Raw genomic sequence first — 15629 nt, forward strand, 5'->3', positions numbered from 1 at the left:
TTGCTGCCTGGGGAACACTTTATCTGCTGCCAGTCAGCTGATAAAGCGGTCAGAATCGCCTGCACTGTTTGTATAATCCAAACAATCGAATGGCGGAGGTGTAGATGGACAGGTTTGATGCGATGAAGGCTTTCGTGCGGGTGGTCGAGACGGGCAGTTTTACGCGGGCGGCCGCGACCTTGCACATGAGCCGCACCACGGTGACGCAGCTGGTGCAGCAGCTCGAGGCGAGGCTGCGCCTGAAGCTGCTGAACCGCACCACGCGCAAGGTCAATGTGACGGCCGATGGCGCCGCCTACTACGAGCGCATCGTGCAGGTGCTCGACACCCTGGAAGAAATCGAAACGAGCTTGCCGCACGCCGCCGCCTTGCCGCGGGGCCAGTTGCGGGTGGACGTGCCCAGTCCGCTCGCCGCTTTGCTGCTGGTGCCGGCGCTGCCCGGGTTCCATGCGCGGTATCCCGATATCGTGCTCGACATGGGCGCCAGCGACCGCATGGTCGACGTGATCGGCGAGAATGTCGATTGCGTGATACGCGGCGGTAACATCACCGACCAGTCGCTGATGGCGCGCAAGCTCGCCGACTTGCCGCTGGGCGTGTATGCGGCGCCCGCTTATCTGCAGCGGGTGGGCACGCCCTTGCATCCGCTGGACTTGCAGGACAGCGCGCACCGTATCGTGCGCTTTCGCTGGGCCAGCAGCGGCAACGGCTTTCCGTACGTGATGCACCGCGAGGACCAGAGCGTCAAGATCCATGGCCAGTACGTGCTGTCGATCGACGATGGCAACGCCTACCTGGCGGCCGGGGTGGCGGGGCTGGGCGTGCTGTGGCTGCCCGACTACATGGCGCGGCCGCACGTGGCCAGGGGCGAGCTGCTGCCGCTGTTCCCCGCATGGACGGTCGATGCCATGCCGCTCTATCTTGCCTATCCACCGAACCGCCATGTCAGCAAGAAACTGCGCGTCTTTATCGACTGGGTGGCCGAACTGATGGCCCGGTATTCTGTCCCCGCTGTCACTGTCGCCGTCACGGCAGCTGATTGACCCACACGGGCGCCGACCAGACGATATTGCCATCGTCCTGCACCAGCCGCGCGTAATAAAAATGGGGGCCGGGCGCGGGCGTGAGGGTGAGCTCGGCCTGGTCCGATACCTGTGTCACGGAGCCATTGCTTCCCGGCACGCCGTGGAAGATGGCAATGGCGGCCGCTTGCCGCCCCGCGCTGTTGCTGAAATGGGTGGCCAGGTGCAAGGGGCCATGGTTGTCGAAACGCTCGCCCATCAGCTTGCCGTTGGCCGTGAACAGCAGCTGCGCATGCTTGTCCATGGTGGCAAACACGCGGCGCGCGCGCAGCGCTTCGAGGAAGCTGTCGCGTGAAACAGGCGTGCCGGCGGCCGGGCTGGTCACCAGCACGGCCGTGCGGTTGCCATACGACGCGCCCCAGTTGGCGCAGTGGTTGTCCTGGTTGCTGCTGAAGGCCAGGTGGTAGCCGGCCGACAGGGCGCGGTTGCAGGCTGCCTCGTAATTGCTGCGCCGCGTCTCCGTTTCCTGGTCGTTGGTGGAAAACGCGGACGTGTTCATGACTTCGCACAGCACCATGGCCGCGTCGCCATCCGGCGTGTAGCCCAGCGGCTGGCCATTGACGAGAAACTGGCCCGTTTGGGCCGGGTGGTTGAACTGGCCGATCCAGCCCCGTTCGCGCATCAGCGCGTACAGGCCCGCGTAATCGCCCTTCGGCGTTTCCACGTCGGCCAGCAGCTCGCCCAGGGCATTCCGTTCCCAGCCCAGCAGCTGCTCGCTATTGAAGATATTCACATGGCCGCCCTTGTTGATGACGCCCCATTCCATGCCGTACAGGGCCAGGAAACCGGGGTGGGCGGCCGAATACGCGACCGCTTCGGCCAGCCCCGTCTGGTACAGGGCTGTCGCTTCGGCAGCGGTGGCAGCTGGGTTGGTGCCGTCGGAACCGTCATACATATGGTTGTGCTCGGATGTCAGCAGGGCGTCGAGCCCATGTTGCTGCGCATACTTGTAGGCATCAATGGGGCCGAAGGGCGCCGTTTGCGGATCCTGCGCGCCATGGCAGGCATCGAGCGCCGCGCCGCCGTCGCTGTGGCGCGTCTGGCTGTGCAGGTTGGCGTAGACGATGCGGTAGCCGGGCTGGCCTTCCAGGCTGGGCAGTTGTTGCAAGCCGGCCTGGAAGGCGGGCACCGTGGGCGCCGTGCTGCTGCGCCGCCGCACCTGGATCGGCCATTGCTGCTCCACCAGCGCTTCCTGCGGCGTGCCCGCATCGGCCACGGCAAGCAGGCGCAACTGGTACAAGCCGTCTGGCGCCAGCCCCCGCCGTTTGGGCGCTTCGGCGTCGGTGCGGCCATCCCATGGCAAGGTGACACTCTTGCCGCCGGCCCCTACCTGTTGCGTGCCCGACCAGCGCCGCAGCACGGCGCCTTGCGGCCCCGGGCCGGACAAGGTCAATGTCCAGCGCACCGCATGGGTGCGGCCTTCGCCCGGATAGGCGAGGCGCACGACAAATGCACGCGCCTGCGTTGCCCGCTCGCCGCGCGCGGCGTGAAAGGGCGCGGCGACGGTGGCATCGAGTTCGCTGTGTTCCTTCGGCTCTTGCGCGGCGGCAGTGTTATTCCACGTAATGAGCAGCAGCCCCGCACACACGCCAGCCAGCCATGGCGGCCGTAGCCAACGCAATGTCTTGACCATCGTGGCCTCCCGTACTGCTTCAGATGGCAGTTAGACAAGATATGCCATTTGCTGGTTCCCGCATGCACCAGCAAGTGGCATGCTTGCACCGTGATTGGCCATGATCTGGCGCAAAGCCGGTGTGAATGATGCTGCGTGCCCGTCAGGCAAGCTGGCACGGCACTTGCTAAACAGAAGGTACGGATCAACGGCGATCCCCTGAATAAACGCACAACGGTCCAACGACGGACCACATGGACAACGGCGTCCGCCCAGGCTGATTTTTCTCATCGGCGGGGGCGGGCGCCGTTTTGTTTTATCAACGGGATATTTCGGGAACCTATCATGGCCAGCCAAAAAGCAACGAGCATCGCGCTCTTCTCCCTCGCCACGCCACCCATGCGCGCATTCCACCTGACGTGGATGGCATTTTTCGTGTGTTTCTTCGCCTGGTTCGCCTGCGCCCCCCTGATGCCGGTCATCAAGGGCGAGTTCGGCCTTTCCTTGGCACAAGTGGCGAACATCAATATCGCGGCCGTCGCCATCACCATCCTCGTGCGCCTGATCGTGGGACCATTGTGCGACCGCTACGGCCCACGCAAGACCTACACGGGCTTGCTGCTGCTGGGTGCCATTCCCGTGCTGGGCGTGGCCGCTTCGCAAAGCTATGAAAGCTTTCTGTTCTTCCGCCTGGGCATCGGCGCCGTCGGCGCCAGCTTTGTCATCACGCAATATCACACCTCCGTGATGTTCGCGCCCCGCGTAGTGGGGACGGCGAATGCGGCGGCAGCCGGCTGGGGCAATGCGGGCGGCGGCGCGGCGCAGGCGCTGATGCCCTTGCTGCTCGGTGCCGTGCTGATGCTGGGCGTGTCCGAATCGATGGGCTGGCGCGTGGCCCTGCTGGTGCCGGGCGTGCTGATGCTGGTGATGGCTGCCCTCTACTGGCGCTATACGCAGGATTGCCCGGAAGGTAATTACGCGGACTTGCGCGCCGCCGGCGTGCCTATCGAGGGTGGCAAGAAGGGGGGCTGGGACAGCTTCAAGGCCGCCAGCAGCAATTATCGCGTGTGGCTGCTGTTCGTCACCTACGGTGCCTGCTTCGGCATCGAAATCTTCATCCACAACATCGCCGCCGTGTACTACGTCGACCATTTCGGCCTGTCCCTGAAATCGGCTGGCCTGGCCGCCGGCAGCTTCGGCTTGCTGGCCCTGTTTGCCCGCGCTTTGGGCGGCTGGATGTCGGATAAATTGGCCCTGCGTGGCAACCTGAACAGCCGCGTGACCCTGCTGTTCATGCTGATGATCGGCGAAGGCGTGGGCCTGCTGTGGTTTGCCAAGGTCGACAGCGTCACGTACGCCGTCATCGCCATGCTGGTCTTCGGCCTGTTCACCCACATGGCGTGCGGCGCGACCTATGCGCTGGTGCCTTTCATCGACAGCCGTGCCCTGGGTGGCGTGGCCGGCATCATCGGCGCCGGCGGCAATGTGGGCGCCGTGGCGGCCGGTTTCCTGATGAAGGGCACGGGCGACATCCGCCAGACCCTGATCATCCTCAGCGCGCTGGTGGTGATCTCGGCCCTGTGCGCCATCGCCGTGCGCTTTACCCGCGAAGCGGCTGAACCAAACATGGCCGCGGCCTGAGGAGAGAACAATGAACCACCCCTTGAACATCGTCGTCCTTGGCCATGGCATGGTCGGACACAAATTCCTCGAACGCCTGGCGCTGGAGAACAACACGCGCCTGTCCGTGACGGTCTTGTGCGAAGAGCCGCGCCCCGCCTACGACAGGGTGCACCTGTCCGAATTTTTCAGCGGAAAATCGGCCGAGGACCTGTCGCTGGTGGCGCCCGGCTTCTTCGACAAGGGCAACGTCGTCCTGAAGCTCAATGCGCGCGCCGTGTCCATCGACCGCGCGGCGAAAACCGTCACCGCCAGCACGGGTGAAGTGCTGGGCTACGACAAGCTGGTGTTCGCCACCGGCTCCACGCCGTTCGTGCCGCCGCTGCCGGGCAAGGAGCGCGATGGCTGCTTCGTCTACCGCACCATCGAAGACCTGGAAGCCATGCTGGCCTGGGGCGGAAAGTCAAAAACGGGCGTGGTGATCGGCGGGGGATTGCTGGGTCTCGAATGCGCGAAGGCCTTGAGGGATTTGAAGCTGGACACCCACGTGGTGGAATTCGCGCCGCGCCTGATGGCCGTGCAGGTCGATGAAGGCGGCGCGCGCGTCCTGCGCCGCAAGATCGAGGAACTGGGCGTGACCGTGCACACGCAAAAGAACACCCTGGCCATCGTCGACGGCGAAGCGGCCACGCACCGCATGCAGTTCGCCGACGGCAGCCACCTGGAAGCGGACATGATCGTCTTCTCGGCCGGTATCCGCCCGCGCGACGAACTGGCGCGCGCCTGCGGCCTGGAGGTGGGACCGCGGGGCGGCATCGCCATCGATGACAGCTGCGTCACGTCCGACCCGGACATCTACGCGATCGGCGAATGCGCGCTGTGGGGCGGCCTGGTGTTTGGCCTGGTGGCGCCCGGCTATGAAATGGCGCGCATCGCGGCGCGCCACGTGCTGCAGGAAGAGGGCGAAGCATCGTTCAAGGGCGCCGACATGAGCACCAAGCTCAAACTGATGGGCGTGGACGTGGCCAGCCTGGGCGACCCGCACGGCAATGCGCCGGGCAGCCGCTCCTACCAGTTCATGGATGAACGCAAGCAGATCTACAAGAAGATCGTCGTTTCCGATTGCGGCAAATACCTGCTGGGCGGCGTGATGGTGGGCGACGCCAGCGAGTACGGCACCTTGCTGCAGATGATGCTCAATAAAATCGAGCTGCCGGCATCGCCCGAGTTCCTGATCCTGCCCCAGGCCGACGGCCAGCAAAAGGCGGGCCTGGGCGTGGATGCCTTGCCCGAGTCGGCGCAAATCTGCTCGTGCAATGACGTGTCCAAAGGCGCGCTGTGCGCGGCCGTCGCCGATGGCGCCACCACCATCGGCGCATTAAAGTCCTGCACGAAAGCCGGCACCGCGTGCGGCGGCTGCGTGCCGCTGGTGACGCAGATCATGAAGGCGGAAATGCAGAAGCAGGGCCTGGCCGTCAACAACCACGTGTGCGAACACTTTGCGTACTCGCGCCAGGAATTGCACCACCTGGTCCGCGTGGGCAAGATCCGCAGCTTCGGCGCGCTGCTGTCCGCGCATGGCCAGGGTTTGGGTTGCGACGTGTGCAAGCCCGTGGCGGCGAACATCCTGGCATCGTGCTGGAACGATTTCGTCCTGTCTCCCGTGCACGCCAGCCTGCAGGACAGCAACGATTATTTTCTCGGCAATATCCAGAAGGATGGCACGTATTCCGTCGTGCCGCGCATGCCGGGCGGCGAAGTGACGGCCGACGGCCTGATCGCCGTGGGCATGGTGGCGAAAAAATACGGTCTCTACACGAAAATCACGGGCGGCCAGCGGGTCGACCTGTTCGGCGCGCGCGTCGACCAGTTGCCGGCCATCTGGGAAGAACTGATCGCGGCCGGCTTCGAGTCGGGCCACGCCTACGGCAAGTCGCTGCGCACGGTGAAATCGTGCGTCGGCTCCACCTGGTGCCGCTATGGCGTGGCCGACAGCGTGGGGTTTGCGATCCAGCTGGAAAACCGCTACAAGGGCCTGCGCACGCCGCACAAGATCAAGTTCGGCGTCTCCGGCTGCACGCGCGAATGCGCCGAGGCGCAGGGCAAGGACATCGGCCTGATCGCCACGGAAAAGGGCTGGAACCTGTACGTGTGCGGCAATGGTGGCATGAAGCCGCGCCATGCGGAGTTGCTGGCGTCCGACCTCGATGAAGCCACCCTGGTGCGCTACGTCGACCGCTTCCTGATGTTTTACGTGCGCACGGCCGACCGCCTGCAGCGCACCAGCGTGTGGCGCGACAACCTCGAAGGGGGCCTCGATTACCTGAAAGCCGTCGTCGTGGCCGACCGCCTGGGCATCGCCCACGAGCTGGAAGCGGACATGCAGCACGTGGTCGACACGTATGCCTGCGAGTGGAAGGAAGCCGTTTCCAACCCCGCCGTGCGCCAGCGCTTCCGCCATTTCGTCAACAGCGACAAAGGCGATGAAAACGTGGTGTTCGTCGAAGAGCGGGGCCAGATCCGCCCCGCCACCGAGATGGAACGCCGCAGCACCGTGATCCCCATCCTTGCCGTGGAGGTTTGAGCCATGAATGCCATGAATGAACTTTCCGGCGCCACCGCCGACAACTGGGTAGCCATCTGTCCCTTGACCGACATCGTGCCCGACACGGGCGTGTGCGCGCTGCTCGGTGGCCGCCACGTGGCCGTGTTCCGCGTCGGCGATGCCGCGCCGCGCGTGTACGCCATCGACAATGTCGACCCGAATGCGGGCGCTTCCGTGCTGTCGCGGGGCCTCGTGGGCAGCATCGGCGAGCGCGTCGTGGTGGCGTCGCCCATCTACAAGCAGCACTTCGACCTGGCCAGCGGCGAGTGCATCGAAGCGCCCGAGCATTCGGTGGCCACCTGGCCCGCGCGCGTGTTCGCGGACATGGTGTGGGTGGCCCTGTGAACCCGCCCCGGCGTCCCGCGCTCGTGGTGGTCGGCAACGGCATGGCCGGCATGCGCACGGTCGAGGAACTGTTGAAACTCGCGCCGGACCTGTACGACATCACCGTGTTCGGCGCCGAGCCGCACGGCAATTACAACCGCATCCTGCTCTCTCCCGTGCTGGCCGGCGAAAAGTCGGTGGACGACATCATGCTGCATACGCGCGACTGGTATGCGCACAACGGCATCACCCTGCACGCGGGCGACCCCGTCGTGCGCATCGACCGCAAGGCGCGCACCGTGCAGTCGCTGTCCGGCATCACGGTTGCCTATGACCGCCTGCTGCTGGCCACCGGTTCCACGCCCTTCATCGTGCCCGTACCGGGCCATGCGCTGCCCGGCGTGATCGGCTTTCGCGACATCAGCGACGTCGACACCATGCTGCAGGCGGCGCGCACGCACCGCCACGCGGTGGTCATCGGCGGCGGCTTGCTGGGGCTGGAAGCGGCCAACGGCTTGCAGCGCCAGGGCATGGACGTCACGGTCGTGCACATGAGCGGCGCCCTGATGAACCAGCAGCTCGATGCGCCCGCATCGATGCTGCTGAAATCGGCGCTGGAAGCGCGCGGCCTGCGTTTTCTGATGCACGCGCAAACGTCCGCCATCATGGGCAGCGCCCGCGTGGAAGGCGTGCAGTTTGCGGACGGCAGCAGCATCCCCGCCGACCTGGTGGTGATGACGGCCGGCGTGCGCCCCAACATCGCCCTGGCGCAAGCGGCCGGCCTGCACTGCGAACGGGCCATCGTCGTCGACGACTGCCTGCAAAGCTACGACCCGCGCGTGTACGCCGTGGGCGAATGCGTGCAGCACCGGCGCGCCACCTTCGGCCTGGTCGCGCCCATCTGGGAACAGGCGCGCGTGTGCGGCGCGCACCTGGCCGGCGCGGGACACCGCCGCTACGTGCAGCAGGCCAGCGCCACCAAACTGAAAGTGACGGGCATCGACCTGTACTCGGCCGGCGACATCATCGGCGGCGAGGGCAGCGAAGACCTGGTGCTGCGCGACCCGCGCCGCGGCGTCTACAAGCGGCTGGTGGTGCAGGGCAGCCGCCTGGCCGGCGCCGTGCTGTATGGCGACGTGCAGGACGGTCCCTGGTATTTTGACCTGATTCAGCAGCGCCGCGACATCAGCAAACTGCGCACCCATTTATTGTTTGGCCAGGCGCTGTGCGCCCAGGCCGCCTGACAGCGACCAACAGGATACTTTCATGACTAGCTGCATGCCCGTGAAAACCACTTGCCCGTATTGCGGCGTCGGCTGCGGCGTGGAAGCGACACGCCTTCCCGACGGCGCCATCCGCATCGCCGGCGATAGCTGCCACCCGGCCAATCTGGGCAAGCTGTGCGTGAAAGGCTCGGCCCTGGGCGACACCCTGGACCTCGACAAGCGCCTGCTGTATCCGCAGGTGCGTGTCGATGGCGTGCTGCAGCGCGCTTCCTGGGATGCCGCGCTGGACCAGGTGGCCGGCGGCTTGCGCGCCATCATCGCCGAGCACGGCCCCGACGCCGTCGCCCTGTATGTCTCGGGCCAGCTGCTGACGGAAGACTATTACATTGCCAACAAATTCATGAAGGGCTATGTGGGCAGCGCGAATATCGACACCAATTCGCGCCTGTGCATGTCGTCGGCCGTGGCGGGCCACAAGCGGGCGTTCGGCGAGGATATCGTGCCGGGCTGCTATGAAGACCTGGAACTGGCCGACATGGTGGTGCTGGTGGGCTCGAACACGGCCTGGTGCCACCCGATCCTGTTCCAGCGCATCACACGTATCAAGGAAAGCCGGCCGCACATGAAACTGGTGGTGATCGACCCGCGCCGCACGGCCACCTGCGAGCTGGCCGATTTGCACCTGCCCGTGAAACCGGGCACCGACGTGTGGCTGTTCAACGGCTTGCTGTGTTACCTGGCACGCGAAGGCGTGATCGATGACGCTTTCGTCACGCGGCACAGTGCGGGACTGGACGAGGCGCTGGCGGCCGCCCACGTGGATTGCGGCGACCCCTTGCAGGTGGCGGCCATCTGCAAGGTCGACCCGCACGCCTTGCTGGCGTTTTACCAGGCGTTTGTCGCCACGCGCAAGGTCGTCACGGCGTTTTCGCAGGGCGTGAACCAGTCGTCCTCCGGCACGGACAAAGTCAACAGCATCATCAACTGCCATCTGGCGACGGGGCGCATCGGCCAGCCCGGCATGGGGCCGTTCTCCCTTACGGGCCAGCCAAACGCCATGGGCGGGCGCGAAGTGGGCGGCCTGGCCAACATGCTGGCGGCGCACCTGGAGCTGGACAAGCCGCTGCACCGCGAAGCCGTGCAAACCTTCTGGGGCTCCCCGCGCATGGCAAGCAAGCCTGGCCTGAAGGCCGTGGACCTGTTCCAGGCCATCGAGGCGGGCAAGGTGAAAGCCGTGTGGGTCATCGCCACCAATCCGCTGGTCAGCATGCCGGACGCCGACCAGGTGCGCCGCGCGCTGGCCAAATGCGAACTGGTGGTGGTGTCGGACATCAGCGCCGGGTCGGACACGAATGCCCATGCCGACGTGCTGCTGCCGGCCCTGGGCTGGGGAGAGAAGGATGGCACGGTGACCAATTCCGAGCGCCGCATCTCGCGCCAGCGGGCGTTTTTGCCGGCGCCCGGCGAGGCGCGCGCCGACTGGGACGTGCTGTGCGACGTGGCACGGCGCATGGGCCATGCCGGCTTCGATTTCACGTCGCCGCAGGCCATCTTCGACGAACACGCGCGCCTGTCCGCCTTCCGCAACGCGGGAGACACGGCGCGCCTGTTCAACCTGGGCCACCTGGCCGGCCTGGATGCGGCGCGCTATGACGCCCTGGCGCCGCAGCAGTGGCCGCAGGGCCAGGCGAGGTTGTTCGGCGACGGCCGTTTCGCGCATGCGGACGGGCGCGCGCGCTTCGTTCCCACGGCGCCGCGCGCGCCGCGCAACATGCCCGACGAGGACTATCCGCTGATCCTCAACACGGGCCGGGTGCGCGACCAGTGGCACACGATGACGCGCACGGGCAAGGCGGCGAAACTGTCGTGCCACATCGCCGAAGCCTTCATCGACATCCACCCGCAGGATGCGCTGCTGTACAGCGTGCGCGAAGGCGAGCTGGCGCGCATTTCCAGCGCCTGGGGCGCGATGGTGGCGCGCGTCGTGCATGGCGGCGGCATCGCGCGTGGCCAGGTCTTCGTGCCGATACACTGGAGCGACGCCAATGCGTCCGATGCGCGCGTGGGCGCCGTCGTCAACCCCGTCGTCGATCCTGTCTCGGGCGAGCCGGAATTCAAGCACACGCCCGTGCGCATCGAGCAGTTCCGCGTGCACTGGCATGCGTTTGTCCTGAGCCGCACGCCCTTGAACCTCGACGGCGTGGCGCACTGGACGCGCATCCAGGGCGAGCAGTTCCTGCGCTACGAGCTGGCCGGCCGCCAGCGCATCGAAGACCTGGGCGCCTGGGCGCGCGCGCTGCTGGGCGTCACGGACGATAATGCCGACTGGCTCGATTATGCGGACGCCAGTGCCGGCGTGTACCGCGCCGTGCACCTGGACGAGGGGCGCATCGCGCAATGCGTGTATGTCTCGCCGCGTCCCGACCTGCCGTCGCGCAGCTGGCTGGCGGGCCTGTTTGCGCACGCGCAAATGGATGCGGCCGACCGCGCCGGCGTGCTGCTGGGGCAGCCCATCGGCAAGGGCGTGGACGCGGGGCCCACCGTGTGTTCGTGCTTTGGCGTGGGACGCAATACCATTTGCGCGGCCATCGTGGAACAGCAGTTGACGACGACGGCGCAGGTGACGGCCTGCGTCAAGGCGGGCGGCAATTGCGGCTCCTGCTTGCCGGAGATACGACAATTGCTGCTTGAGACGCGCAGCGCTGCCTGATAATCTGTCCTTTCCTGCGCGGCTTTGTTATATTGCCAGCTCTACAAGAGGAGAGGCAGTGTGATGACAGCAGGACAACACGACACGGTCTGGCTGACGGGCTTGAGCGGCGCCGGCAAGTCCAGCATCGCCGATGCGCTGGCGCGCCGGCTCAAGGCGCAGGGCCGCGCCGTGGCGCTGCTCGACGGCGACCAGCTGCGCCATGGCTTGAACCGCGACCTGGGGTTTACGCCCGAAGACCGGCATGAAAACATCCGCCGCACGGCCGAAGTGGCGCGCCTGATGAACGGAGGGGGGCTGACCGTCATCGCCGCCCTCATTTCGCCGTATCGCGCCGACCGGGCCATGGCCGCCGCCATCATCGGCACGGCGCATTTCATCGAAGTCCACGTCAGCACGCCGCTGGCCGTGTGCGAGGCGCGCGATCCGAAAGGCCTGTATGAAAAGGCGCGCGCGGGGCAGTTGGCGCAATTCACGGGCATTTCCGCCCCTTACGAAGCGCCGCTGGCGGCCGCGCTGACCCTGGACACGGGCACCCTGGCGCTGGACGAGTCGGTCGAGCGCCTGTACCGGTATTTGCAGCGGCGGACGTGACGGCATGACGGCGACAAGAGGGACATTGCGCAAATGGCTGCGCCGGCGCCTGCCCGCCAGCCTGAAGGCGCGCATGAGCGTGGTCGTCTTCCTGCTCGTGCTGGGCGCGGTCGCTTCGCTGGCGCTGGCCACCCTGGCTGTGGCCGAACGCGGCATGCGCGACGTGATGGGGCGCCAGCAGTACGTATCGCTGGCCAGCGCCGCCGTCTTCATCGACGAGGAGCTCGACGCGAAGCGCAATGTGCTGCGCGCGATGGCAGACAGCCTGGCGGCCAGCGGCGCGCAAGACGGCGCCAGCCTGCAGCGTTTCCTGGCCGCGCAAACGGTGCTGGGGATGGAGTTCTATTCGGCCGGCGTGGTCGGCATCGACGGCGACGTCCTGGCCAGCGTGAGTCCCTTCAAGCCGCAGGCGGGGCTGAACGTGAAGGGCCGTCCGTACTTTGAACAGACGCTGGCGACCCGGCGCTCGGTGATTTCCGCGCCGCTGAACGGCAGTATTTCCGGCATGCCCATCGTGGTGGTGACGCAGCCCGTGTTCGACGCGCAGGGCGGCGTGCGCTATGTGCTGGCGGCCAGCGTCAACCTGCGCCAGCCCGATTTCCTGGGCCGTCTGGGCGCCCTCAAGCCGGGGCAGGGCGGCTATCTGTACATCATGACCAGCGAAGGCGTCATCGTCGAGCATCCCGACAAGTCGCGCATCATGCAGCATATCGAAGCCCATGGCCCCGTCAGCGTGCCCACGCGGCGCGCCATGCAGGGTTACGAGGGCTGGCTGACGGGCACCACCACGCAAGGCGTCGATGCCCTGTTCGCCTACCACCGCATCGCCTCGACGGGCTGGATACTGGCGTCCGTGTATCCCATGAGCGAAGCCTTCGCGCCGCTGCACGCCATCCGCAGCAAGATCCTGCTGGCCGCCGTGCTGCTGGCGGCGCTGGCGGGCTTGGCCGGCTGGCGCGTGGTGCTGCGCCTGTTGCTGCCGCTTGAGCGCTTGCGCCGCCAGGTGCACCAGATCCGCCGCCAGCGCCTGGGCATCGAGGCGCTGCAAATCGAGCGGCGCGACGAGATCGGCGACTTGAGCCGCGACTTTTACTCGCTGGTGGCCGAGCGCGAAATCGCCGAGGCGCAGACGCGCGACAGCGAGCGGCGCTTGAAACTGCTGACGGACCACGTGCCCGTGGTGATCGTCTATATCGACCGCGAGCACCGCTACCAGTTCATCAACGCGACGTTTGAAAAATGGTTCGGCAGGTCGCAGCAGGAAAGCCTGATGCAGTCGATCCGCGACGTGCTGGGCGAGGAAGCGTACCAGCTGCGCGAGCAATACCTGCGGCGCGCCTTCGCGGGCGAGGAGGTCGAGTATGAATTCACCATCGGCGGCGAGGGGGACGCCGGCCGGCGCGCCTTCCAGACCAGCTACGTGCCTGACGTGGGCGAGAGCGGCACGGTGGAAGGCGTGTATGGCCTGATTCATGAAATTACCAAGACCAAGGCGATGCACACGGCGCTGCAGTTTGCCGCCGCCACCGACACCCTGACGGGCATTGCCAACCGCCGCCGCTTCGACGAGCAACTGGCGCAAAGCATGCAGCGCACGCGGGCTGCGCGCGCGCCGATGGCGCTGGCCTATCTCGATATCGACCGTTTCAAGGCCATCAACGACAGCCTGGGACACAAGGCGGGCGACGAGGTGCTGAAGGAATTCGCTTCGCGCCTGGTGCGCAGCGTGCGCGCCAGCGACCTGGTGGCGCGCCTGGCCGGCGATGAATTCGTGATCATTCTCGAAGGCGTGAACGGCGCGGCCGAAGTGCGCCACGTGGGCGCCAAGATCATCGACGCCATCCGCCAGCCCTTCGAACTGGCCAGCGGCCCGCTGCCGGTGACGACCAGCATCGGCATCGCCATCTTCCGCGAAGGCGCGCTGACGGCGGCGCAGTTGCTGGACCTGGCCGACCAGGCCCTGTATGCCGCCAAGGGGCAGGGCCGCGATGGCGTGGCGCTGCTCGAGGCGGCGCCCTGAGTATTACAGGGTGGCAGTCCAGTGGTCGAGCTGCTGCGTGGTGGCCGTCACGCCGCCGCACACGATGACCAGCACATTGCGGTAGGGGGCCAGTTCCGGCGCCTTGCCGTAGACGGCCGCCAGCGCCGCGCCGCAGGCCGGCTCCACCACCAGGCGCTGGTCGGTGATGAAGCGCTGGCAGGCGTCGACGGCGGCCTGGTCCGACACCACCACGCTGTGCAGCAGGCGCGTCTGGCTGATGGCGAATGCCTGCGCGCAGACCTGGCGCGCGGCCAGCGACGTGGCGATGCTCGTCACGGCCGGCAGGGTCACGTGTTCGCGCGCGGCCACGGCCGCCGCCAGCGAGGCCGCGCCTTGCGTTTCCACGGCCACCAGGGCCACATCATCCCAGCCGTTGCGCTGCAAGCCTTCGGCCACGCCGGCCAGCAAGCCGCCGCCGCCCACCGACAGCACCACCGCGTCCGGCTTCAGGCCCGCGCGCGCCACTTCATCGATCATGCCGGCGTGGCCCTGCCACAGCAGCGGGTCGTCGAACGGATGCAAGAAGGCGTCCTGCGGCGTGAGCATCGACTGCGCCAGCGCGTTCGCTTCCTGCCACGCGGCGCCGTGCACGATGACTTCGGCGCCTTCCTGCGCGATCAGGGCCCTGGCCCGTTGGCTTGTCGTTTCCGGCACGACGACGATGACGGGAATGCCCAGCTGGCGTCCCGCATAGGCGACGGCGATGCCGGCATTGCCGCCGGAAGAGGAGATGAAACGGCTGGCGCCGCGCCGCGCGTATTCTTCGCAGGCGAGGCCGATGCCGCGGATCTTGAAGGAGCCTGGCGGCTGCAGGGCTTCGAGCTTGAGCCAGATGGCGCGTTCGCTGTGCAGGCTCAGGGCGCGTGAGTTGAGCAAGGGAGTTTCGATGTGCAGGGCCATGCGTGTTCCTGGTAGACAGTCAGGCCAGCATCATAGCCGAAGCACCCGCGCCACCGTGTCACCCTTGCAGGGAGTGTTGCTGCTGTTAATTCAGCGGGGCGCTCTTGAGCTGATGCGTGCGCGCCACTTCCTTCATGGCTTCGAGCAGGTCGTCGCGCAGCTGGCGCGGCAGCTTGCCAAAGAATTCCTCGTCGTTCTGGTCGGCCATCTCGGCCAGCACGGGCACCAGCGCCTCGCCTTCCGTGGTCAGTTCGATCGAGTGCTGGCGGCGGTCGGCCAGCAGGATGGACTTGCTGAGCATGCCCTTGCTTTCCAGGCGGTCGATCAGTTTCGATACGGCGCCCTTGCTCATGCCGGACACTTGCGCCAGCACCGTGGGCGAGGTGCAGCCCAGGCGGAACATTTCGCGCAGCACCACCCATTCGGAGACCGTCACGCCATTGGCTTCGGCTTTTTTCTGGAAGCTGTGGGAAACGTGGTTGGAAACGAAACGCAGCCAATAACCGAGGTGGGCTTCCAGCTCGCTGACGGGGACGCTGTTGGGATGGGCGGATTGCGGCATGGCGGCCGCTTCAAAATTATGGTTCATTTCTTTTCCTTCACTGGGCGGCGTTGCCGGCATGGTTAAGGCCTTCACGCTTGCTGTCGAGTGGTTTGTTTGGGAACAATCATCGTGCTTGAGATAGTTTTAACACTGTTTTCACAGGAAATCACTTACCGGCAAAGAGTTTTTCCTTTTTTCTTGCTCTGGAGAGATAAAAAAACAATATCAAGCAAATAATCGTATTGCCAGAGAGGAAGATTAAAAAAATAACTCATGTTGCATCAATGGTAACAGCATTTTTGCCGAATTGATAAATATTTCATATCATTCGGTGCGCTTGCCCACACACGGCGTATTGCCCACGCGACAGT

General features: G+C 66.0%; 10 protein-coding genes and 1 pseudogene. 8 read left to right on the forward strand and 3 right to left on the reverse strand.

Features of this window, described 5'->3' with window-relative positions; genetic code table 11:
- Window positions 1-104: 104 nt before the first annotated feature.
- The gene (locus JAB1_RS13530; RefSeq protein WP_070280259.1) at window positions 105-1043 is read left to right on the forward strand and encodes a LysR family transcriptional regulator; all 939 of its coding nucleotides are present in this window, start codon (window positions 105-107) and stop codon (window positions 1041-1043) included.
- On the opposite strand, the gene JAB1_RS13535 is transcribed toward JAB1_RS13530, so the two are convergent.
- Window positions 1027-2715 carry a CehA/McbA family metallohydrolase gene (locus tag JAB1_RS13535; protein ID WP_070280260.1) on the reverse strand — a complete coding sequence of 563 codons (1689 nt, stop codon included), beginning with the start codon at window positions 2713-2715 and terminating at the stop codon, window positions 1027-1029. The two genes, JAB1_RS13530 and JAB1_RS13535, sit on opposite strands and share 17 nt — an antisense overlap.
- Window positions 2716-3039: 324 nt before the next feature.
- Between JAB1_RS13535 and JAB1_RS13540 the strand changes: the two genes are divergently transcribed.
- From JAB1_RS13540 to JAB1_RS13570, 7 genes and pseudogenes are all read left to right on the forward strand, one after another.
- Window positions 3040-4335, forward strand: coding sequence for an MFS transporter (locus JAB1_RS13540; protein ID WP_034779126.1), 1296 nt, complete (start codon window positions 3040-3042; stop codon window positions 4333-4335).
- Window positions 4336-4345: 10 nt separating this feature from the next.
- Window positions 4346-6898, forward strand: coding sequence for a nitrite reductase large subunit NirB (gene nirB, locus JAB1_RS13545; protein WP_070280261.1), 2553 nt, complete (start codon window positions 4346-4348; stop codon window positions 6896-6898).
- Window positions 6899-6910: 12 nt separating this feature from the next.
- The gene (nirD, locus tag JAB1_RS13550) at window positions 6911-7264 is read left to right on the forward strand and encodes a nitrite reductase small subunit NirD (protein WP_070256593.1); all 354 of its coding nucleotides are present in this window, start codon (window positions 6911-6913) and stop codon (window positions 7262-7264) included.
- Entirely contained in the window at window positions 7261-8487 is a 1227-nt protein-coding gene (locus tag JAB1_RS13555) for an FAD-dependent oxidoreductase (RefSeq protein WP_052139940.1), read from the forward strand. Before nirD ends, JAB1_RS13555 begins: the two co-directional genes overlap by 4 nt.
- Window positions 8488-8509: 22 nt before the next feature.
- The gene (locus tag JAB1_RS13560) at window positions 8510-11179 is read left to right on the forward strand and encodes a nitrate reductase (protein WP_070280263.1); all 2670 of its coding nucleotides are present in this window, start codon (window positions 8510-8512) and stop codon (window positions 11177-11179) included.
- A gap of 31 nt (window positions 11180-11210) precedes the next feature.
- Window positions 11211-11773: pseudogene (gene cysC, locus JAB1_RS13565) on the forward strand (adenylyl-sulfate kinase).
- A 4-nt stretch (window positions 11774-11777) separates the two neighbouring features.
- Entirely contained in the window at window positions 11778-13793 is a 2016-nt protein-coding gene (locus tag JAB1_RS13570) for a diguanylate cyclase (protein WP_083299721.1), read from the forward strand.
- A 3-nt stretch (window positions 13794-13796) separates the two neighbouring features.
- Here JAB1_RS13570 and JAB1_RS13575 read toward each other — a convergent pair whose 3' ends face one another.
- Both JAB1_RS13575 and JAB1_RS13580 read right to left on the reverse strand, forming a co-directional pair.
- Window positions 13797-14714 (reverse strand): pyridoxal-phosphate dependent enzyme, encoded by a 918-nt coding sequence (locus JAB1_RS13575; protein WP_070280265.1) that lies wholly within the window; start codon window positions 14712-14714, stop codon window positions 13797-13799.
- A gap of 85 nt (window positions 14715-14799) precedes the next feature.
- Window positions 14800-15303 carry a MarR family transcriptional regulator gene (locus tag JAB1_RS13580; RefSeq protein WP_070280266.1) on the reverse strand — a complete coding sequence of 168 codons (504 nt, stop codon included), beginning with the start codon at window positions 15301-15303 and terminating at the stop codon, window positions 14800-14802.
- Between the last annotated feature and the right edge of the window lie 326 nt (window positions 15304-15629).

This window comes from Janthinobacterium sp. MP5059B, from assembly GCF_001758645.1.
Classification (GTDB): Bacteria; Pseudomonadota; Gammaproteobacteria; order Burkholderiales; family Burkholderiaceae_D; genus Janthinobacterium; species Janthinobacterium lividum.